This window comes from Prevotella sp. P5-108 (assembly GCF_002251385.1).
In the GTDB taxonomy this organism is placed as follows: domain Bacteria; phylum Bacteroidota; class Bacteroidia; order Bacteroidales; family Bacteroidaceae; genus Prevotella.
In genome coordinates this window covers 65,629-86,864 of record NZ_NPJJ01000032.1, presented here as the reverse complement: position 1 = coordinate 86,864, position 21,236 = coordinate 65,629, and the positions used below count along the sequence as shown (strand labels likewise).

15 protein-coding genes are annotated in these 21,236 nt (G+C 52.0%); 4 read left to right on the top strand and 11 right to left on the bottom strand.

Translation table 11 applies throughout. The features are described 5' to 3' along the window. Positions 1 to 208, bottom strand: a 208-nt coding sequence (locus CIK95_RS06015; protein ID WP_144007754.1) for a hypothetical protein, incomplete at its 3' end; no start/stop codon positions are given. A gap of 393 nt (positions 209 to 601) precedes the next feature. Beyond that, entirely contained in the window at positions 602 to 1,852 is a 1,251-nt protein-coding gene (pgk, locus tag CIK95_RS06010) for a phosphoglycerate kinase (protein WP_094466532.1), read from the bottom strand. Positions 1,853 to 2,057: 205 nt separating this feature from the next. On the opposite strand from pgk, the gene queC reads away from it, so the two are divergent. Next, on the top strand, positions 2,058 to 2,717 hold the full coding sequence (gene queC / locus CIK95_RS06005; protein WP_094466531.1) for a 7-cyano-7-deazaguanine synthase QueC: 660 nt from the start codon (positions 2,058 to 2,060) through the stop codon (positions 2,715 to 2,717). An 88-nt stretch (positions 2,718 to 2,805) separates the two neighbouring features. On the opposite strand, the gene radA is transcribed toward queC, so the two are convergent. After that, complete coding sequence (gene radA / locus CIK95_RS06000) at positions 2,806 to 4,209, bottom strand: DNA repair protein RadA (RefSeq protein ID WP_022310212.1); 1,404 nt, start codon at positions 4,207 to 4,209, stop codon at positions 2,806 to 2,808. 94 nt (positions 4,210 to 4,303) lie between these two features. Between radA and CIK95_RS05995 the strand changes: the two genes are divergently transcribed. Together CIK95_RS05995 and CIK95_RS05990 are read left to right on the top strand one after the other, a co-directional pair. Continuing rightward, complete coding sequence (locus CIK95_RS05995; protein ID WP_094388490.1) at positions 4,304 to 5,185, top strand: ABC transporter substrate-binding protein; 882 nt, start codon at positions 4,304 to 4,306, stop codon at positions 5,183 to 5,185. Positions 5,186 to 5,273: 88 nt separating this feature from the next. After that, positions 5,274 to 7,442 (top strand): M48 family metallopeptidase, encoded by a 2,169-nt coding sequence (locus CIK95_RS05990; RefSeq protein ID WP_158215101.1) that lies wholly within the window; start codon positions 5,274 to 5,276, stop codon positions 7,440 to 7,442. 78 nt (positions 7,443 to 7,520) lie between these two features. Here the strand turns inward: CIK95_RS05990 and thrA are convergent, their stop codons facing one another. From thrA to CIK95_RS05970, 4 genes are all read right to left on the bottom strand, one after another. Continuing rightward, complete coding sequence (gene thrA, locus CIK95_RS05985; RefSeq protein WP_094466529.1) at positions 7,521 to 9,956, bottom strand: bifunctional aspartate kinase/homoserine dehydrogenase I; 2,436 nt, start codon at positions 9,954 to 9,956, stop codon at positions 7,521 to 7,523. Positions 9,957 to 10,174: 218 nt separating this feature from the next. After that, complete coding sequence (rho, locus tag CIK95_RS05980) at positions 10,175 to 12,157, bottom strand: transcription termination factor Rho (protein ID WP_094466528.1); 1,983 nt, start codon at positions 12,155 to 12,157, stop codon at positions 10,175 to 10,177. A 166-nt stretch (positions 12,158 to 12,323) separates the two neighbouring features. Then, positions 12,324 to 14,093 carry a 30S ribosomal protein S1 gene (rpsA, locus tag CIK95_RS05975; protein ID WP_094466527.1) on the bottom strand — a complete coding sequence of 590 codons (1,770 nt, stop codon included), beginning with the start codon at positions 14,091 to 14,093 and terminating at the stop codon, positions 12,324 to 12,326. 248 nt (positions 14,094 to 14,341) lie between these two features. Then, entirely contained in the window at positions 14,342 to 14,737 is a 396-nt protein-coding gene (locus tag CIK95_RS05970; RefSeq protein WP_094387122.1) for an FKBP-type peptidyl-prolyl cis-trans isomerase, read from the bottom strand. A gap of 321 nt (positions 14,738 to 15,058) precedes the next feature. Between CIK95_RS05970 and CIK95_RS05965 the strand changes: the two genes are divergently transcribed. Further along, the gene (locus tag CIK95_RS05965) at positions 15,059 to 16,360 is read left to right on the top strand and encodes an NCS2 family permease (RefSeq protein WP_022310204.1); all 1,302 of its coding nucleotides are present in this window, start codon (positions 15,059 to 15,061) and stop codon (positions 16,358 to 16,360) included. A gap of 34 nt (positions 16,361 to 16,394) precedes the next feature. Here CIK95_RS05965 and CIK95_RS05960 read toward each other — a convergent pair whose 3' ends face one another. The 4 genes from CIK95_RS05960 to CIK95_RS05945 all read right to left on the bottom strand — a co-directional run bounded on the left by CIK95_RS05960 (position 16,395) and on the right by CIK95_RS05945 (position 20,926). Further along, positions 16,395 to 16,826 carry a BT0820 family HAD-type phosphatase gene (locus tag CIK95_RS05960; protein WP_022310203.1) on the bottom strand — a complete coding sequence of 144 codons (432 nt, stop codon included), beginning with the start codon at positions 16,824 to 16,826 and terminating at the stop codon, positions 16,395 to 16,397. Between the two features lie 65 nt (positions 16,827 to 16,891). Then, positions 16,892 to 19,396: a tyrosine-protein kinase gene (locus CIK95_RS05955; protein WP_094466526.1), complete on the bottom strand. Its 2,505-nt coding sequence runs from the start codon at positions 19,394 to 19,396 to the stop codon at positions 16,892 to 16,894. Positions 19,397 to 19,409: 13 nt separating this feature from the next. After that, positions 19,410 to 20,282: a glucose-1-phosphate thymidylyltransferase RfbA gene (gene rfbA / locus CIK95_RS05950; protein WP_094387115.1), complete on the bottom strand. Its 873-nt coding sequence runs from the start codon at positions 20,280 to 20,282 to the stop codon at positions 19,410 to 19,412. Between the two features lie 14 nt (positions 20,283 to 20,296). After that, complete coding sequence (locus CIK95_RS05945) at positions 20,297 to 20,926, bottom strand: sugar transferase (protein WP_371591383.1); 630 nt, start codon at positions 20,924 to 20,926, stop codon at positions 20,297 to 20,299. Between the last annotated feature and the right edge of the window lie 310 nt (positions 20,927 to 21,236).

Here is a 21,236-nt window from a genome sequence, read left to right as displayed (position 1 = left end):
CCGCAACCACTTTCACCACCTCCGCACCCACCTTCAGCACCCCCGCACCCACCTTCACACCCCCCGAGCACACGCTCGCCAAATTTGTGACCATCTCCAGCAGAATTATGATGACCTTCAGCAAATTTATGATGACCTCCAGCAAATTTATGATGACCTCCAGCAAATTTATGATGACCTCCAGCAGATTTATGATGACCTCCAGCAAAATTATGATGACCTCCAGTAAAATTATGATGACCTCCAGTAAAAATGTGACTACCTCTACTTTTCTCCGCGAGTATATTCGTTAATCTCTGTGACCACCATCCCAACTCTCCTGACCCTCGCGGGCGGCTCGTAACGATTGGTGTGCAAGCGCGCGTTGTTTGAAACGGATATTCGTATCAAGCGGTGCGGAAGCGCGTGCCGTAAGATACGCGTCGCCAACCGTGGTTGCCACGGCGGCAAAGACATGAGAAACAATGACATGGATGGCTGCCTGCGATGTAGGGGTAATCAGAGGTGGAGCGGGGCAGACTGCAGGGATAAAGAAAAGGCGGAAAGGTCACTCTGCGACCCTTCCGCCTGATATGATACTAATGATATAGGATATGCTGGTTTAGCCCTCGATAGCAGCTACGCCGGGGAGCACCTTACCCTCGATGGCCTCGAGCATAGCTCCACCACCGGTAGATACGTAAGATACCTTGTCGGCCAGGCCGAACTTATTGACAGCTGCAACAGAGTCACCGCCACCTACGAGTGAGAATGCGCCATTCTCCTGGGTAGCCTGAGCAACATACTTAGCAATCTCGCCAGTACCGTGAGCGAAGTTCTCCATCTCGAATACGCCTACAGGACCGTTCCACAGGATGGTCTTAGACTCGAGGATAATCTTCTTCCAGTGCTCCAGACTCTCCTCAGAGGCGTCCATACCCTCCCATCCGTCGGGGATGTTGAAGATGTCTACCACCTTGCGGTTGGCGTCGTTGGCAAATCTGTCGGCAGCAACGGTAGCTACAGAGAGGCTCAGGTTTACACCCTTCTCCTTGGCAGCAGCCATTACATTGAGTGCCTCGGGCATGAGGTCGTCCTCGTGGAGAGACTCGCCGATGTGGCCACCCTGTGCCTTGATGAAGGTATAACCCATACCACCACCGATGATGAGGTTGTCTACCTTGTCGAGCAGGTTCTTGATGACACCGAGCTTAGAGCTTACCTTAGAACCACCGATGATGGCGGTGAAGGGGTGCTGGGCGTTCTTGAGCACGTTGTCGATGGCTGTTACCTCTTTCTCCATGAGGTAGCCCAGCATCTTGCTGTCGGCGTCGAAGTAGTCAGCGATAACGGCGGTAGAAGCATGCTTGCGGTGAGCTGTACCAAAGGCGTCGTTAACATATACATCAGCGTAAGAAGCGAGCTTCTTGGCGAAGTCCTTCTGACGGCCCTTCATTTCCTTCTTGGCCTCGTCAAACTCAGGTGTACCCTTCTCTACGCCTACAGGCTTGCCTTCCTCCTCGGGATAGAAACGGAGGTTCTCGAGCAACAGTGCCTCGCCGGGCTGGAGGGCAGCTGCAGCCTCGCTGGCGTTACCGCAGTCGGGAGCAAACTTAACCTCAACACCGAGAGCGGCGCTTACGTTCTTTACAATTTGACCCAATGAAAGCTCGGGCTTAACCTTGCCTTTGGGCTTGCCCATGTGGCTCATCATGATGAGGGCACCACCATCGGCAAGTACCTTCTTCAAGGTGGGCAGAGCACCACGGATACGGGTGTCGTCGGTTACGTTGCCATTCTCGTCCAGTGGCACGTTGAAATCTACACGGACAATTGCCTTCTTACCGGCAAAGTTGAATTGATCGATTTTCATTTCGTTTGTATTTTAATGATTGGTTATATTATCTGTATGCAAAGTTAGTGCTTTTTTTGATGATAAAGTCATTACACCTTAATAATTTTATACGGATGGGCCAAAAAAGTAGTGCCCTCGATGATGAAATCAAAAATAATCGGGAACAAAACGATGGTATTAACCATTTATTGTCTAATTTTGCAGGGTGATAACAATAAGCAATATGAACAAAGATTCTGTTTTGATAGTAAGTGGAGGCATGGACAGCATCACCATGCTCTATGAATACAAGGAGCGTATAGCGCTGGGTATCTCGTTTGATTATGGCAGCAATCACAATGCGCGTGAGATTCCCTTTGCCGCCATGCACTGCGAGCGCTTGGGCATCAAGCATATCGTAATCAATCTGGGATTTATGCACCAGTATTTCAAGAGTTCGCTCCTGGAGGGCGCCGAGGCCATCCCCGAGGGCAACTATGATGACGAGAATATGAAATCGACCGTTGTGCCCTTCCGCAATGGCATCATGCTCTCGATAGCGGCAGGTGTGGCTGAGTCGAACGGGCTGAAATATGTGATGATGGCCAATCACGGCGGCGACCACACCATCTACCCCGACTGCCGACCTGAGTTTGTCAGCGCCATGTCTGAAGCTACGCGGCTGGGAACCTATCCCGGCATAGAGGTGCTGGCTCCCTATACCGGGATTACCAAGAGCGACATAGCCCGCCATGGCAAGGCGTTGGGCATAGACTATGCCGAGACCTGGAGCTGCTACAAGGGTGGCGAGCATCACTGTGGCAAGTGTGGTACCTGTCGTGAGCGCATCGAGGCTCTGGCCGATGCCGGCATCGAAGACCATACCGTCTACGACGAAGAATAACGGGAGAGGCGTATCAACAGCAAGAGCACCTTGGGCTATCCATTATGGCATGCCCAAGGTGCTCTTGCTGTTGTCGGGGGTGAAGGCTCTATCCGAAAAGGACGCGCAGGGCTTCTTCGACCTTACGCACGGGATGGAGCTTGATATTGTATTTGTGTGGGTTGACGCTCTTCAGATTGAGGGCGGGGATGACGATGTCGGTAAAGCCCAACTTCTCGGCTTCGGCGATGCGCTGCTCTATACGGTTGACGGCACGTACTTCGCCGCTGAGACCCACCTCGCCACACATGCACCATCCTGCCTCGATGGGGGTGTCTACGTTGCTGGACAATACGGCGGCAATCACGCTGAGGTCCATCGCCATGTCAGTGACTCTCAGTCCGCCGGCGATATTGAGAAACACGTCTTTCTGCATGAGCTTGAATCCCACCCGCTTCTCCAATACGGCGAGCAGCATGTTGAGTCGGCGCTGGTCGAAACCCGTGGCCGAGCGCTGGGGAGTGCCATAGGCTGCCGACGAAACCAGTGCCTGGGTCTCCAGGAGGAAGGGGCGTACGCCCTCGATGGCTGCACTGATGGCTATGCCTGACAGCCCCGCGTGGTCCTCGGTGAGTAACAGTTCTGAAGGGTTGCCCACCAGACGCAGACCGTCTTGCTCCATCTCGTAGATGCCCAGTTCGGAGGTGCTGCCAAAGCGGTTTTTGATGCCGCGCAGGATGCGGTACATATAGTGCTGGTCGCCCTCAAACTGGATGACAGCATCTACGATGTGTTCCAGCGTCTTGGGGCCGGCGAGCGAACCCTCCTTGGTGATGTGTCCGATGAGGATGACCGGTATACTGCTGGTCTTGGCAAACCGCAACAGTGAAGAGGCGCACTCACGTATCTGAGTCACACTGCCAGGGCTTGACTCGGCGTCGTCGGTGGATATGGTCTGTATCGAGTCGATGATGACCAGCTGGGGCTTGACCTCCTTGATGCAGGCGAAGATATTCTCGAGCGACGTCTCGCAGAGTATGCTGATGTGGTCGAGGGCACTGTTGCCCTTGCCGATACGCTCGGCGCGCATCTTGATTTGGTGCGGGCTCTCCTCGCCAGACACGTAGAGTATATCCATATCGCTCATGCGTAGGATGGTCTGCAGGGTGAGGGTAGACTTGCCTATGCCGGGTTCGCCACCCAACAGGATGATGCTGCCGGGCACAATGCCTCCACCCAATACACGGTTGAGCTCGCTGTCGTGGGTGTCGATGCGCGGGTCTTCCTTGGCGGCGATGTCGCGGAGTCGCAGGGCATGGCTGTGGCCCTCGCCCACGCTGCGGTGGGCATTGAGCGTCTGCGCAGCCGACTTGGCGGCAGTGGTGCCCGTATCGGCTGAGATACGTATCTCTTTGAAAGTGTTCCACTTGTGGCAATTCGGACATTTTCCTATCCATTTCGCCGATTCCTGTCCGCACTCCGAGCAGACGTACGCTATCTTGTCTTTGGCCATTGTCTTGTATATTGATTACCACAAAAGTACTAAGTTTTTTTATTGTATCAAAAAATATTGCTACTTTTGCATATAAATAAATATGTGAATACAGATGAAACATAAACCAATATTCCTGCTTGCTGTCATTGTCTTGCTGTCGGCTTGCGGCCAGTCGTATGAAGAGAAAGTAAGACTCAGCCGGGCAGAAAGAGCCCGATTGGCGCAAGAGGAAGCGGCTGCGCTCAAGGTGGCGGTGCTACCTACGCTCGACTGTATGCCTGTGTATCTGGCCAAACAGAAACACTGGTATGACAGCACGCAAGTGGACTTGAGGCTGAAGGTGCGTAATGCGCAGATAGACTGTGACACGGCGCTCAAAGGCAAAAGCGTGGAGGTGGCAGTGACCGACCTGAAGCGTGTGGAGCATATGACCAAGCACGGGGTGGGGCTTCTGACGATGGGGCCTACCGATGCCTACTGGCAGTTGATAGCCAACCGCACGGCGCGTGTCAAGACGGCGGCGCAGTTGGGCGACAAGATGGTGGCGATGACCCGCTACTCGGCAACCGATTATCTCACCGACAAGGCCCTCGACGGTGTCAAGACCTCTGCACCTGTATTCAGGGTGCAAATCAATGATGTACTCATAAGGCTGGATATGCTGAAAAACAACGAAATGGATGCCATGTGGCTGACAGAGCCACAGGCCACGACAGCCAGGATGTTCAAGCACACGGTAATCGAAGACAGCCGGAAAATGAAGGAACATCTGGGTGTGGTAGTGACAGGTGCCCATCTGATGAAGGACAAAAAGCGCGTGAAGCAGCTCACCGCGTTTGTCGAGGGATATAACAGAGCCTGTGATTCGCTCAACCACTATGGTGTAAAGCATTATGCCGACCTGGTGAAGGCGGTCTGCCATACCGATGGCAAGACCATAGACAGGCTGCCCAAGTACTCTTACCCGCACATCGCCCTGCCCAAGCAGCGATAAGCAATCACTCTAAGACACAGTGGCTATGGATAACGCCATACAGACAATACTGAAAGATTTCAACGCTCATCGGCGGCTCTCAAACACATTGACCCGCCTGTCAAAGTTGATAGAACAACAGGCATTGTACGCCTTTTCGGGTGATGTCGATGACATACGCCGCAACTATGACCTGATGCTCGACTTCATGCGTCGTGGATATACCGACGAGCGTCGCAATGACTTGTATGACGAAATGATTGGCAAAACCTATAGGCTAATCCAGAACATACAGGTAGAACTCAAGAAAAAAGACAATCCTTCCTATCATGACGCCGCCTATCGGCTGGCGTCCAGTCGCATTGATTTCGACCCTGACGCTATCAGGCAGCGGTTGGAAGACCATGTGGCTGATATGGCCATGCTCTCGCTCGAGGCGCCCGAGAGTCGGGAAGAACATCGGCGGCAGTTGCTGCAGGCGCACGATGCGTATATGGGGCGCCTGTTTGACCATATCCTGCTGTCCAACCAGTGGAATGATGCCGACGCGTCGTTCTACAGGATGCTGCTCACCTCGCCCGCCATCGATACGGTGGATGCCCAATGGATAGTGGGGGCCATCATGCTGGCCTGCGTCAACGTCTTCGACCTGAAGAAACTGGAGGTGCTGGCGGCGGTCTATGTGGCTGATGTGGCAGAAAGCGTGCGCCAACGGGCACTGGTGGGCTGGGCCTTGTCGCTCGATGGCAACCAGACGCTGATGGTGGAAGGCCAGAAGCGCACGGTGGATATGATAGTAGAACACGACAAAGGCGTGGAGCATCTCAAAGAAATGCAGATACAGCTCATGACCAGCGTCAATGCCCTGTATGATGATGAGTGTATCAAGCGCGATATCATGCCTACGCTGCTCAAGCAGGGGAATATGGATTTCGCCCAACTCTCTAAGGATATCACCCAATCGTCTGACCTTCATGACATCCTGCATCCGGAGGATTCGGAAAATATGATGAGTGAAGTGGAGACGGTCATGAACCGAATGAAAGAGATGGCAGCCAAAGGGCGGGATATCTATTATGGCGGTTTCTGTCAAGCCAAGCGCTATAGCTTCTTCTCCAAGTTAAGCCACTGGTTTGAGCCGTTCTTCTGGGACAACCCATCTGTAGACTCGGGAAGCGCAGAACCGGAAGATGCCCATGAGGTGATAAAGAGCATGCTCTCTGCACTTCCTTTCTGCGACAACGACAAATACTCTTTTGTCATCTTGTTTTCCAAGATGATGACCCAATTGCCCGCTAATCTGCGCAAGGCAATGATTGAAAACAAGGGCGGCGTCATGCCGATGGCTGCTGAAGACATGACATCGGCCTCGTTTATCCGCCGCAATTATCTCCATGACCTTTTCCGTTTCCATCAGTTGTATGCGATGAAGGACAACTTCGTCGATTGTTTCAGGATGCGTCAGCGGCCTGATGTGGTCAATGTCTTCGTTGCCGACGACCGTCTCTTCGGCGACACGGATGGTTATAAGGAAATGTGCTATGACGCCTTGCGCTTTATGGATAGCATGGACACGCGCAAGGACGAACATTATCACACCACAGTGCTGACTCTGCTTGCAGCAGTGCCAATGCCATTGAGACTGTCTGACCGTCTGTTTGTCGCCCACTACCTGTGGCAGCATGGCGACAAGGCTACGGCTGCGACGATGTATGATGTGATGGTGGCCGAATATCCCGACAACGAGTATGTGCTGCGTGGCGCCGCCCATAGTCGTCTGGACCGCAAGGACTATCTGGCAGCACTGAGTTGCTATGACCGTCTGGCAGGCATCCATGAGGACAATGTGAACTATCTGCTTAACCGCTCTCTGTGTCTGGTGATGTCGGGCAGGGTGGAGGAGGCGATGCCGACATTGCACAAACTGTACTACAACAATCCCGACAACATGGATGTGGTGCGTGTGATGCTGTGGGGCATGATGAACCAGGGCAACAGCGAGCAGGCTGTGGCTGAGTATGAGAAGCTATGTGCCAAATGTCCTGACAATGCCGATGACCGTCTGAACTATGGGTACAGTCTGTGGTTGTCGGGACGAGTGGCAGAAGCCGTGGAGGTGTTCAGAGCCTATCTCGCTATGGCAGGCAGGCGCGACAAGGGTACAAGCCGTAGCATCTATTCCTCGTTTGAGGCCGACATAAACTTGCTGCAGAGTCAGGGCATCGATGAGACCGCCATGCACCTGATGGCCGACGCGGTGGATGTGCGTCCAGAGTAATCGACACATACATATATATACGCGAAGAGGGTACAAAGTGATTGGCTTTGTACCCTCTTAGCGTATAGTGACTACTAATCAGATGTTGGCTATAGACATGATGTTGGCAAAGACTCCGGCTGCGGTGACCCCGGCGCCGGCTCCATAGCCCTGTATAAGCATGGGGAACTCCTTGTAACGCTCGGTGGTAAGCATCACGATATTGTTGGAGCCCTGCAGATTGTAGAAGGGATGCCCCTTGGTCACCTCTTTGAGAGAGACTTTGGCCGCACCGTTCTCCATCTCTGCCACGAAGCGCCAACGCTTCCCCTCGGCTTCCAGCTGCTGACGCTTGGCTTCAAACTGCTTGTCCAAGGAGGGCAGCTTGGCCCAGAAATCGTCGGTACTGCCCTCAAACATCTGCTGGGGGATAAAGAGATGCTTCTCTACATCGGCCTGCTCTATCTGATAGCCGGCTTCGCGGGTGAGGATGACCAGCTTGCGTATCACGTCGGTGCCACTGAGGTCGATACGGGGGTCGGGCTCGGAATAGCCGTTCTCCTTGGCCAATCTTACGGTCTCGGAGAATGGGACGGTGGCAGACAGCTCGTTGAAGATGTAGTTGAGCGTGCCACTGAGCACCGCCTCAATCTTGAGTATCTTGTCGCCTGAGTTGCGCAGGTCATTGATGGTGCCGATGATGGGCAGTCCGGCGCCCACATTGGTTTCAAAGCGATAGATGACGCCACGCTCCAGCGCCGTGTTCTTCAGTCGGATATAGCTCTGATAGTCTGACGAAGCCGCAATCTTGTTGGCGGCAACCACATTGATGTTGTGCTCGAGCAGGGTCTGGTAAATCTGTGCCACATCCTTGCTTGCGGTGCAGTCGACGAACACGGAATTGAAGATGTTCATTCCCAATATCTTCTCCTTCAACAGTTCTATATTGCTTGGCGATGACTGTTGCAGCATCTCTTTGTAGTGGCTGAGATCCAGTCCGTCGCGGTCGAAGATGGCATTCTTGGACGAGGCTATTCCCACGACATTGAGCTTGAGGCGCGAGTGCTCCTTGAGTTCTTCATACTGGCTGCGTATCTGCTCGATGAGCATGCTGCCTACGGTGCCGATACCGCAGATGAAGAGGTTGAGCACCTTATAGTCGGACAGGAAGAACGAGTCGTGCAAGACGTTAAGCGCCTTGCGCAGAGATTTGCCTTGGATGACAAAGGAGATATTGGTCTCAGAGGCTCCCTGGGCACAGGCGATGACAGAGATACCGCTACGTCCCAGCGTGCCAAACAGCTTGCCCGCCACGCCAGGCGTATGGCGCATGTTTTCGCCGACGATGGCCACCGTGGCAAGTCCGCCTTCAGCGTGCATGGGAAACATGGCTCCGGTCTCTATCTCCTTGGCAAACTCGCTGTTCAACACGTTGACAGCCTCTTCGGCATCGGCGTCGCGGACACCGATGGAGGTGGAGTTCTCGGATGAAGCCTGGGAAACCATGAACGCGGAGATGCCACCGTTGGTCAGTGCGGTAAAGATGCGCTGGTTGACACCGATGACGCCCACCATAGACAGACCCGCCACAGTGATAAGCGTGGTGCCACTGATGCTCGAAATACCCTTGATGGGCTTGAAGTCATTGGCTATCTGCTGCTTGATGATGGTGCCAGGGTTTCCGGGGTTGAAGGTGTTCTTGACCTTGATAGGGATATTCTTGACGCAAACGGGGTAGATGGTGGGCGGATAGATGACCTTGGCGCCGAAGTTGCAGAGCTCCATTGCCTCGATGTAGCTGAGCTCGCTGATGGTATAGGCGTTCTTGATGACGCGCGGGTCGGCAGTCATGAAACCGTCGACATCGGTCCATATCTCCAGTACGTCGGCATCGAGCGAGGCGGCGATGATGGCGGCGGTATAGTCGGAGCCGCCACGACCCAGATTGGTGATGTCGTGGGTGTCGCGGTCGCGGCTGATAAAGCCGGGCACGATAGAGATGCGCGAGAGGTTGGCAAAGGTTTCGCACACACGCTTGTGGGTCAGGTCGCTGTCCAGGATGTGGCGCCCGTTCTTCTGCTCGGTGACGATGAAGTCGAGGGAGTTGACACGGCGGGCTCCGCGTATCATGGCTGCAACGATGTGAGAGCTGATGCGCTCGCCATAGCTGACGATGGTGTCGTAAGATTTCTTGCTGAGGTCGTGGACCAGATAAACGCCGAAGAAGATGCTCTTCAGCTGGTCTAATAATATATCAATGGTAGCAAAAAGCTGCTCGCGTGCGGTGTTGTCAGTAATGACGGTGTCAATCATCATGTAGTGACGGTCAACGATTTCGTCGAATGACTGTTTCCACTTGTCGTCGCCGTTCTCAGCCAGTTTGGAGGTGGAAATCAGTTTGTCGGTGATACCTCCCAACGCACTGACGACGACGATGACTGGCTGGCGTTTGGCTTCCTTTTCAACAATGCTTTTTACACTCAGAATACTCTTGACGGAACCTACTGATGTACCGCCGAATTTCAATACTTTCATATCCGGTCAATATGTTTATGTGGTTATTATTGTGCATCCCCGCTACGAATGGGGCGGTGCAGAACTTGGGTGCAAAGTTACAGAAAGTCTTGGGCAGGACAAAGGATATGACCATGTTTTTTTGCTTCGTGAACAGTTAATAGAAGTTTATATACGCATCGAGGGAACTGTCTTGTAAAGACGGTTCCCTCGATGATAGTCGTAATATGTATTGCTGCTTATCCGTTCATGGCAATCAAGAACTCGTTGTTGTCCTTGGTTCTTACCATAGTATCGTGGATTTCGTTCATGGCCTCGAAAGAGTTCATGTCGCTGAAATGCTTGCGCAATACCCACATGCGGTCGAGCGTAAACTGGTCTTGCAGCAGGTCGTCGCGGCGTGTGCTTGATGCCACCAGGTTGACGGCAGGGAAGATGCGCTTGTTGCTGAGTGAGCGGTCGAGCTGCAACTCCATGTTGCCGGTACCCTTGAATTCCTCGAAGATAACCTCATCCATCTTGCTGCCAGTGTCGATGAGAGCGGTGGCAATGATGGTGAGCGAACCGCCGCCTTCGATGTTGCGCGCGGCTCCGAAGAAACGCTTGGGCTTCTGCAGGGCATTGGCGTCGACACCACCGGTGAGCACCTTGCCAGAGGCAGGGGAAACGGTGTTATAGGCGCGGGCCAGACGGGTGATGGAGTCGAGGAAGATGACAACATCGTGGCCACATTCGACCATGCGCTTGGCCTTCTCGAGCACGATGCCGGCTATCTTGACATGGCGCTCGGCAGGCTCGTCAAAGGTAGAGGCGATAACCTCGGCATTGACGGTGCGGGCCATGTCGGTAACCTCCTCAGGACGCTCGTCGATGAGCAGCATCATGAGGTAGGCTTCGGGGTGGTTGGCTGCTATGGCGTTGGCGATATCCTTCATCAGTATGGTCTTACCCGTTTTGGGCTGGGCCACGATGAGGGCGCGCTGTCCCTTACCGATAGGAGAGAAGAGGTCTACTATGCGGGTAGAGAGGTTGGTCGTGGCGCGGTCGCCACAGAGTGTAAATTTCTCGTCGGGGAAGAGTGGGGTAAGGTGTTCGAACGGGATGCGGTCTCTGACTTCTGCGGGCTCGCGTCCGTTGATTTTGTCTATGCTGGTAAGGGGGAAATACTTCTCGCCCTCATGGGGTGGACGTACATGGCACTGGACTACATCGCCTGTCTTCAGTCCGTAATGCTTCACCTGGGCGTTGGAAACATAGACATCGTCAGGAGAAGAGAGGTAATTGTAGTCGCTTGAGCGCAGGAAGCCGTAACCGTCCTGCATAACTTCGAGCACGCCATTGGCAGTGATGATGTCGGAGAAGTCGTATTTGGTAACATTCTCCTGCACGGGCTGCTGGTATGACTGTACGGTATTGTTGACGGGGGTAGTGGGATTATCGAACATGTCGTAGGTGGGCACGACACCTTCGTCTTCGATGGGCAGGTCGTGGGTGATGATGAAATCGGTGCCATCACCGGGGTCGCCTTCCCATACGTCGTTGGTAACCATCGGGCTGTTGTCGATGTTCTCGTTGTGGGCGTTGATTTTTGCCTGCAACTTGGCTATCAGTCCTTCGCTGTCGCCCTCTTCTGCAGCGGGCTGATCGCCCATGGCAAACTGGGCTTCGGGAACGAAGTCGGCTTGCTCTGCCTGGGGCTCTTCTACCTGCTCGGGAGCTTCGGGCTCACTGGTCTGGGCTGTCTCTGCCTGAACAGCAGTAGCGGGCTCCTCGGTAGCGGGCTCGTCCTTTACGGGTGTTTCTTCTGAAGGAGTGGCTTCCTCAGCCTCTTTCTTGGTGGTCTTGCGTGTGCGACGCTTGGGCTTCTCGATAGGCTCTTCATCAGCCACGACTGGAGTCTCGGCGTCTTTGTTGAGTAACTCTTCGTTGGCAAAAAGTCCGGGTTCTTCCTTGTGGGTGTTGATGTTTTTCTTCAAGTCGAAGTTCTCGCCTTCTTTCCCATTCACGGTATATACTTTGTCGCTTTCCTTCTTGATGATGCGTGTTCTACGGCGTTTGGCTCCAAGTGGATTTTTATTGCCTTCGTCTTCTGCCTGCTTGTCCAGAATGGCATAGGCGAGGCTCTCCTGGTCGCTGTTGCCTGTGGTCACAGCACCCATGCTGTGCGCAATATCCAACAGTTCAGGAATAGCTTTTGCTATCAGTTCTTCTTTGCTATACATATATATTAATATGTGATGTGGTTATATAAAATAATGTTTCAAGGGATGAAACATTCTTGGTACATCTTAAATGTGTCTGCAAAGTTACTAATAATCGTTGGAATAAAAAAGAAAGCCCGCAAAAATTTTGCGGGCTTTCTTTATTTTTTAATGGGTTAGGCTGATATTACTCGCCCTTCTCCATCTTCTGCTTCAGTTCGGCCAATACATCGAGGTCGCCGAGTGATGTGCTGGCAGCAACGTTGTTGATAACAGGAGCGTCCTGCTTCTTGGCAGCGTGCTTGCGTACGGGCTTAACCTCTTCCTTCTCATCCTCGAATGTACGAGAGTGTGAAAGGATGATGCGGCGAGAGTTCTTGTTGAACTCGATAACCTTGAATGGGAGTTCCTCGCCGAGCTTAGCCTGTGAGCCGTCTTCCTTAACCAAGTGCTTGGGAGTAGCGAAGCCTTCACCACCCTCGTTGAGAGTGATAACGGCACCCTTGTCCATCATCTCGGTAATCTTGCCCTGGTGTACAGAACCTGCAGTGTACAGAGTCTCGTAAACATCCCAAGGATTCTCCTCGAGCTGCTTGTGGCCGAGGCTCAGACGACGGTTCTCCTTGTCTATCTCGAGCACAACAACCTCAATCTCAGCGCCTACCTGTGTGAACTCAGAAGGATGCTTAACCTTCTTGGTCCAAGAGAGGTCAGAGATGTGGATAAGGCCGTCAACACCTTCCTCAAGCTCTACGAAGATACCGAAGTTGGTGAAGTTGCAAACCTTAGCGGTGTGCTTGCTGCCGATAGGATACTTGGTATCGATGCTCTGCCATGGATCTTCCTTGAGCTGCTTGATACCGAGGCTCATCTTGCGCTCCTCGCGGTCGAGGGTCAGGATAACTGCCTCTACCTCGTCGCCTACGTGCAGGAAGTCCTGAGCTGAGCGGAGGTGCTGGCTCCAAGACATCTCGCTAACGTGGATAAGACCTTCAACGCCGGGCTGAATCTCAACGAATGCACCGTAGTCAGCGATAACGACTACCTTGCCCTTGACGTGGTCGCCTACCTTCAGGTTGGCATCCAGAGCCTCCCATGGGTGGGGAGTAAGCTGCTTCAGACCGAGAGCGATACGCTTCTTCTCCTCATCGAAGTCGAGGATAACAACGTTGATCTTCTGGTCGAGCTCTACTACCTCGTGAGGATCGCTTACGCGGCCCCAAGACAGGTCGGTGATGTGGATGAGTCCGTCAACACCGCCGAGGTCAACGAATACACCATAAGAGGTGATGTTCTTAACAGTACCCTCGAGTACCTGACCCTTCTCAAGTTTAGAGATGATGTCCTTCTTCTGTGCCTCAAGCTCGGCCTCGATAAGAGCCTTGTGAGAAACAACCACATTGCGGAACTCCTGATTGATCTTGACAATCTTGAACTCCATGGTCTTGCCTACGAATACATCGTAGTCGCGTATTGGATGAACGTCAATCTGGCTACCGGGCAAGAATGCTTCGATTCCGAATACATCAACAATCATACCACCCTTAGTGCGGCACTTGATGTAGCCCTGAATAACCTCGTCGTTAGCGAGAGCCTCGTTAACACGGTCCCAGCTCTTGGCCAGGCGTGCCTTCTTGTGAGACAGAACCAACTGGCCCTTCTTGTCCTCCTGGTTCTCAACGTAAACTTCAACCTTGTCACCTACCTTGAGGTCGGGGTTGTAGCGGAATTCAGAAGCGGGAATGATACCATCGCTCTTGTAACCGATGTTAACGATAACCTCTTTCTTGTCAGCAGAGATTACGGTACCTTCTACTACCTGATGCTCTGTAACCTTGTTGAGGGTCTCGTCGTAAGCCTTCTGAATGTCGTCAATGTTTGAGCCTGCATTAGTGCCATTCTCAAACTCGTCCCAATTGAAGTCTGCCAACGGCTGTACGTTCTTAAAATCTGACATAAAATTAATAAATGAAATAAATAAAAAAGTTAGACATTATGTTAATTAACTCGATGATAAGGTGAGTAAACACCAAATCGGTTGCAAAATTACTAATTTTCAATGTGAAACGGGGAACTATATCCGTTTATTTGTTCGCGATTTTGGTTTTTTTAACAATGATGGTGCCGATGATGGCCATGATGGTCTCCGAAACAGGAGGGTTGGCCATTGGTCAGACTGCCTTGATGGGGCAAAAGTGGCTTGTATCAGCCGATTCCCAAGAGTTCAATCTCGAAGATGAGGGTAGAACCGCCAGGGATTCCGGGTTGGGAGAATTTGCCGTAGCCCATCTCTGCCGGGATGTACAGTTCCCACTTGTCGCCGACGACCATCTGCTGCAGTGCCACAATCCAACCGTCTATTAGGTCGCAGAGCCTGATGGCCAGTGGCGTGCCGCCATAACTCGAGTCGAAGGTATGACCGTCGATGGTGGAGCCGCGGTAGTGGGCTGTGATGATACTTCTGGGTGAAGGGTGGGTAGTGCCTTCTCCGCTGTGGATGATGCGATAGTACACACCGCGCGGCAACTGGAGTACGCCTTCTTCGCGGGCTTTGTCTTCCAGCCATGCCTTGTTTTTCTCTATGTATGCTCTCTTTGCCATAATGAATGTTTTTTCGACTGCAAAGGTATACATAATAACAATCATATTGGCATAAAAGTCAAGAATAATAGTGGCTAAGGTGCTGAAGATGGCGGCTTTGCGATAGAGAATAAGGGCCACAGGTAGTTGGAGCTGCACTGAAGGTGTGGGGGCGGAAGAGTGAAACGCCCGTCATATAAAATAATGTGGAAATGAAGCGCCAAGTAGCAGGATAAGTGGTTTTTATGAATATTCTTGGTTATTCTTTTGCCTGTTTTGGCGTTTCTTATTATTTTTGCATCATCATTAAGCAGATGTAGAATCCTAATTTATAGTGAATTAATGAATATTTTAACCAAAGCCCTTGGATTTGATAGTGCCAAGGCAAGTGTGCGCACGGAGGTTGTGGCCGGCGCTACCACTTTTCTGACAATGAGCTACATCCTTGCTGTCAATCCTGCAATTCTGGCCACTACGGGTATGGACAAAGGCGCTCTCTTCACAGCCACAGCCCTCGCGGCGGCCATTTCCACCCTGTTGCTTGCGTTCATGGCCAAGTTGCCGTTTGCCCAAGCTCCAAGTATGGGTCTCAATGCCTTCTTTGCCTTTACCATGTGTCAGGCTATGCACCTGTCGTGGCAACAGTCGTTGGCGGCATTGGTTGTAGAGGGCGTAGTCTTCATCCTCATCACGTTTATGAACGTGCGTGAGAAGATTCTGGACAGCATCCCTCGCAACTTGCGCTACTCCATTTCGGCTGGAATAGGTATGTTTATAGCCTTTATCGGACTGAAAAACGCCGGCATCGTGGTGGCCAATCCCGACACCTTTGTGGCTTTGGGCAATTTCACCCCCGAAGCTATCCTGGGTATCGTGGCCATAGTGCTGAGCGGAGTGCTCACAGCCCGTAGAGTGAAGGGCGCTCTCTTCATCGCCATCATCATCGCTACTCTGGTAGGTTTGCCGATGGGCGTGACGGTGATGCCTGATGGGTGGCTGCCTGTGTCGGAGCCCCACTCGGTAGCGCCGATTTTCTGCCAGTTTGATTTTGATGGTTTCTTCAATATCAATATGCTGGTGGTCATCTTCTCGCTGCTTATCATCAATATCTTTGATACCGTGGGTACGCTTGTGGGCTTGGCGGAGAAAACTGGTGTGGTTCGCCCCGACGGCTCTATTCCTCGTGTGAAGGAAGCCATGCTCAGCGACGCCATCGGTACTACCTGTGGAGCCATGTTGGGTAGCAGTACCGTCACTACATATATCGAGAGTGCTTCGGGTATAGCCGAGGGCGGTCGCACGGGGCTCACCTCACTGGTTACCGGATTCCTGTTCATCGCAGCCCTCTTGCTGTCTCCGCTTTTCCTGCTCATTCCTTCGGCTGCCACAAGTGGTGCCCTGGTTATGGTGGGCGTGCTGATGATTGACTCGGTGAAGAAGATAGAACTCAATGATGTCACCGAGGCTTTCCCCTCGTTTATCACTATGATTACGATGGTGTTGTGTTATTCCATAGCCGATGGCATCTGCTTGGGCATCTTGAGCTATGTAGTGATGAAGGTATGTACTGGTAAGTTTAAGAATATAAGTGTCACGCTGGTGATACTCTCGCTCCTGTTTATCCTGAAGTTTGTAGTGGGATAGACTGAGGACGATATAAAAAAAGAAACATTGGTGGTTAGAATTGCCACCAATGTTTCTTTTTTTGTGTTTCATTTTCTCCTCTCAGGCTTCTGCGCTCTTCGCGCATGATGTCGTGCCATGTCTTGTTGTAGTGTATCATCTGGTAAATCTGTCCCCAATCGGGCAGACCGCCGATGTTACGGTCATCAATCCACATGTCTACTTTCAGCTTGCGGGAGAAGTGATTGTTCCATTCTTGTTTTTCTTCGGGATAGTCTTTGTTGATGGCGTAAAACTCAACGCCACGCTCGCGGCACCAGTTGACGGCTTCGTCGAGAAGCGCACCTTCGCGGACAGTCCACAGTATCAGTTTGTGATGTTCCTTGATAAGCATCTTCAGCGTCTCTGTGGCAAACGGAAGTTCTTCGCCAATCTTCGGATACTCGTGGGTGACTATCGTTCCATCAAAATCTACGGCTATTGTCATAGTCTCTTATACCTATTTATATATATACGCGCGTGAGGAGGCCGACGGCTGTCCCGCCAAGCACCTTAGTGCTTGACGGAGTCGTCGTTGGCGTCACCATAGTGACTCTTGCTGTAATTGCCATAAGAACCGTATGAACCATACGAGCCCTTGCCATATCGGCCGTATCTGCCATAATGTCCGTATTTGCCATACTTGCCATAGCCATAGTAGTAGCCATACTTCTTCTTGGTCATGTCTACGCCGTTGAGTACAATGGACATGTTAGGCAGCTTCTTGGTTTCTGAAAGTTCGTTGATGAGGTTGAAGCTCTCCTTGGCGGTATAGTCGGCGCGGCACATGTACACCGTGGCGTCGGCTACGCGGCCAATCTGAAGCGTATCGGTAACCAGACCTACAGGGGCGGTGTCGATAAGGATATAATCATAGTGATTCTTCAGTTCGTTGATAATGTCGTCGAGGCTCTTGCGGGCTACCAATTCTGCGGGGTTGGGAGGAATGGGGCCAGCCATGAGCAGCTCCAGATTGCTGTTTACCTCTGAAGGCAGTATCTGCTTGCTGATGTCGGCCCAAGTGGGATGCTCCTTGACCAGAAGGTTGGTAATACCGTGTACCTTGTCATTAATCTCAAACAACTCGGCCAGTCGGGGCTTGCGGATGTCGAGTCCCACGAGCAGTACCTTCTTGCCCAGCAGTGCGAAACTGATGGCGAGGTTGGCGCAGTTGAAGGTCTTGCCTTCGCCCGAAGTGGTGGAGGTGAAGAGGATGACCTTCTCGTCTTCCTTCATCATAAACTGCAGGTTGGTACGCATCGAACGGAAAATTTCTTCCATCATATTGTTCTTGTTCTCGTGTACCACGATGTCGGCCTTGGTCTTGGCGCTATCGCTGGCCACAGCAACGTCGGCGATGATAGGCAGCTTGGTGAGCTTCTCCACGTCGTCGTGTCCCTCAATCTTGTAGCGCAACAGCTGGATAAGGAAGAGCAGACCGGCGGGAATACCGATACCCAATACAAAAGAGATGAGCAATATGATGCTACCCTTAGGACTGATTTTGCCCAATACCTCGGGAGTGTCGATGAGCTTGCCTTTGTCCACGGTTGATGCCAGAGAGATGGAGTTCTCTTCGCGCTTCTGCAGCAGCATCACATACAGGGCAGACTTCACTTCCTGCTGGCGGCCAATCTGTGTAAGGATGCGCTCCTGCTCTGGAGTCTCAGTCATCTTGCCAGAGTTGCGGTTCAACTCGCTCTCAATCTTGTTGAGCTGCATCTCGGCATTGAACTTGGCCTGGTTCATGGCCACGCTGATGCTGTGGCGGAGCTCGTCAAGCTGATTGGTAAGAGGGATGACGGTGGGCGAAGACTCAGAGGCGCCATTGAGCAGACGGCTGCGATTGAGAGAAATCTCATTGTATTTCGTGATGAGCGAGGTTACGGCTACATCGGCGATACCCACATTGGCAGGCAGCACGGCGTAGTCCTTGCTCGAATTCATAGTCTCGCGCAGGCTGTTGATAAGTTCAACCTGCATCTGGGCCTCAGACAACTTCTGCTGGTATTGGCTTGCGTTGAGTACGTTCTGGCTTGCATTGAGCTTGATGTCAACCAGCTGGTTGCGCTTCTTGTAGCTCTCCAGAGACCCTTCGGTGCTGCCCAGCTCGGCGTTGAGCTTTTCGATACGGTTGTTGATAAACTCCTCGGTACGGCGAGCCACCTCATTCTTGTCCTCATTGGCCTGGCGGTTGTAGACTACGGCCAGCTGGCGCAGATAGTCGGTAGCGCGCATAGGCACTTCGTCGTTGAGTGTGAGCTTGGCGATGGTGGTCGTCTTGGATGTGGGAGATACGTTGAGCGACTTCTGATACTTGTATGACATCATGTGGGGAGACACGATAACTGCCTTCATGATGTCGCCTTCGCGCATCTGGGGGCAGGCATTGCGTGAGAGGGTAATCACACCTACTTTGGTACCGAAGGTGGCTGGCAGGTTCTTGAATTTCTTGTCTATCTTGTATTCCACGCCCTTGGTACCCTCTACGAGAGGCTTGGTGTAGGTGCCTGTCACGTTGTACTGTCCATTCTCATACTTGATGGTCAGCTTCACGGGAGCCTTCAGCATCTCCAGGTGAGTGGGGTCTACATCCACATTGACGGGATTGTTGTGGTAGGCTATCTGTGCCTTAATCTTACCTTTTATATAATAGGTAGTGTAGAGCTTCAGGTCTCTTGCTGCCTGTTCGGCCAGCAGACGCGAGGTGATGATCTCCATTTCGTTGTCAAAACCGTCACTTGCCTCCATGAATCCCAGGTTGGCTGCCTGGGCAATGCGGCTGCCGGTGCGGCTGCGTGCATTGTTGTCATCATTCTTGATGAGCATCTTGGTGGTGGCTTGATAGACAGGTGTGGTGTAGCGCAGATATACGGCTGCGATTCCTACACAGATAATCACAGAAAGTAAGAACCATTTCCAATAGAGTACGGCTATCCGGATAACATCTTGATAGTTCAGCGAACTCTTTTCCTGGTCTCGAATTTCTTCGGGCATTCCATTTTTTACGTATTCCATTTTATTTAAGTTTTTATTTTGTCAATGATAAGAGATATTGTCCGTATTGGTTTTTGAGCATGGGCTTGGCCAGTTCTCTGAGCTGGTCAGCGTCTATCCATCCCTGCTTGTAGGCGATCTCTTCGAGACAAGCCACCTTGAGGCCCTGACGTTTCTCTATTACCTCGATGAAGGTACTGGCCTCGCTCAGACTGTCGTGGGTACCGGTGTCGAGCCAGGCGAATCCGCGCTGGAGGGTAAGCACCTTCAGCTGATGGCGGTTGAGATATTCCTGGTTGACGGTTGTAATCTCGAGCTCGCCGCGAGCACTGGGCTTGATGTTTTTGGCTATCTCTACCACGCTGTTGGGATAGAAGTATAGTCCCACAACGGCGTAATTGCTCTTGGGATGCTGTGGCTTTTCCTCGATGGAGAGGCAGTTGCCATCGGCGTCAAACTCAGCCACGCCATAGCGCTCTGGGTCGTTGACGTAATAACCGAAGACGGTAGCCATGCCGTCTTGCTCTACATTGGTGACACTCTGGTGGAGCAGGCCACTGAAGCCGGCTCCATAGAAGATGTTGTCGCCAAGGACGAGGCAGACGGAGTCATTGCCGATAAACTTCTCGCCGATGATGAAAGCCTGGGCCAGTCCGTCGGGGCTTGGCTGCTCGGCGTATTCAAACTTGACGCCCAGTTCGCTGCCGTCACCGAGCAGTCGGCGGAAGCCTGGGAGGTCGTAAGGGGTGGAGATGATGAGAATCTCGCGTATGCCAGCGAGCATCAGAGCCGAGATGGGGTAATATATCATCGGCTTGTCAAAGATAGGTATCAGCTGTTTGCTAATGCCTTTGGTTATGGGGTAGAGGCGAGTGCCTGAACCGCCAGCAAGTACTATACCTTTCACCTTGTTATTTCGTTTTAGATATTATTCTGTCTTCTCTTGCAGAAAGTGACTACCACTGTGCGATAGAGTATCCATAGGTCTAATCCTATTGACCAATGCTTGATGTACCATATGTCGTGTTTCACTCTCTCTGCCATTTGCCACACCTCGGGAGTTTCTCCGCTCAGTCCCAGCACCTGTGAATATCCCGTAATGCCGGGCTTGCAGCGATGACGGTCCATGTAGTTGTCTATCAACTGGGTGTATTTTCTGGTGTGGTAGAGCATGTGGGGGCGTGGGCCGATAATGCTCATGTCGCCCTTGATTACATTGATGAAATTGGGGATTTCGTCGATATGTGTGCGGCGCATGAAACTGCCAAATGGGAATATGCGTGGGTCATTGGCTGTGGCCTGAAGTGTGTCGCACTCGTCGTTCAGACGCATGGTGCGAAACTTGTAGCATACAAATGTCTTGCCGTCAAGACCGGTGCGCTCCTGCTTGAACACTATGGGGCCGCGGCTCTGCATCTTGATGATTAGCGCGATGATGGGCAGGAAGGGTAGGGAGATGATACATACCAATAGACCAGCAAACAAGTCGAATGTACGCTTTATGGTTCTGTTGGACAGCATTAACAAGGGATTTTTCTGGTCCTCTGCCATTGCTTCAGTTTTAAGGGTGTTTTCGACTGTGCTTATATGTTGTGGCATGTTGTATGGTTTTTGTTTCTGCGGCATCGATTATGACCATTGTGCAGCTATGGCAATAGCATGGGCTTATATCGTGCGTAATCTATGCAAAGGTAATATAATAATTCGGATTTCTCCTTATTATAATTAAAAAAAATATTCATCGTCGGCCATTTTTTTTGATGGCAGGAAAAACCCATGGTGCGATTGCTTTTCTATCTGGTTGGTCTCATGCAACTTTAAGTTGTGCATTCGGTTCCCCTTATGAGTTTCACGGAGAGGC

What these genes read in the sequence shown, in the direction of transcription:
- pgk (WP_094466532.1), bottom strand. Translation starts at nt 1,852, where the DNA reads ATGAAAATCGATCAATTCAACTTTGCCGGTAAGAAGGCAATTGTCCGT.
- queC (WP_094466531.1), top strand. Translation starts at nt 2,058, where the DNA reads ATGAACAAAGATTCTGTTTTGATAGTAAGTGGAGGCATGGACAGCATC.
- radA (WP_022310212.1), bottom strand. Translation starts at nt 4,209, where the DNA reads ATGGCCAAAGACAAGATAGCGTACGTCTGCTCGGAGTGCGGACAGGAA.
- CIK95_RS05995 (WP_094388490.1), top strand. Translation starts at nt 4,304, where the DNA reads ATGAAACATAAACCAATATTCCTGCTTGCTGTCATTGTCTTGCTGTCG.
- thrA (WP_094466529.1), bottom strand. Translation starts at nt 9,956, where the DNA reads ATGAAAGTATTGAAATTCGGCGGTACATCAGTAGGTTCCGTCAAGAGT.
- rho (WP_094466528.1), bottom strand. Translation starts at nt 12,157, where the DNA reads ATGTATAGCAAAGAAGAACTGATAGCAAAAGCTATTCCTGAACTGTTG.
- rpsA (WP_094466527.1), bottom strand. Translation starts at nt 14,093, where the DNA reads ATGTCAGATTTTAAGAACGTACAGCCGTTGGCAGACTTCAATTGGGAC.
- CIK95_RS05970 (WP_094387122.1), bottom strand. Translation starts at nt 14,737, where the DNA reads ATGGCAAAGAGAGCATACATAGAGAAAAACAAGGCATGGCTGGAAGAC.
- CIK95_RS05965 (WP_022310204.1), top strand. Translation starts at nt 15,059, where the DNA reads ATGAATATTTTAACCAAAGCCCTTGGATTTGATAGTGCCAAGGCAAGT.
- CIK95_RS05960 (WP_022310203.1), bottom strand. Translation starts at nt 16,826, where the DNA reads ATGACAATAGCCGTAGATTTTGATGGAACGATAGTCACCCACGAGTAT.
- CIK95_RS05955 (WP_094466526.1), bottom strand. Translation starts at nt 19,396, where the DNA reads ATGGAATACGTAAAAAATGGAATGCCCGAAGAAATTCGAGACCAGGAA.
- CIK95_RS05945 (WP_371591383.1), bottom strand. Translation starts at nt 20,926, where the DNA reads ATGGCAGAGGACCAGAAAAATCCCTTGTTAATGCTGTCCAACAGAACC.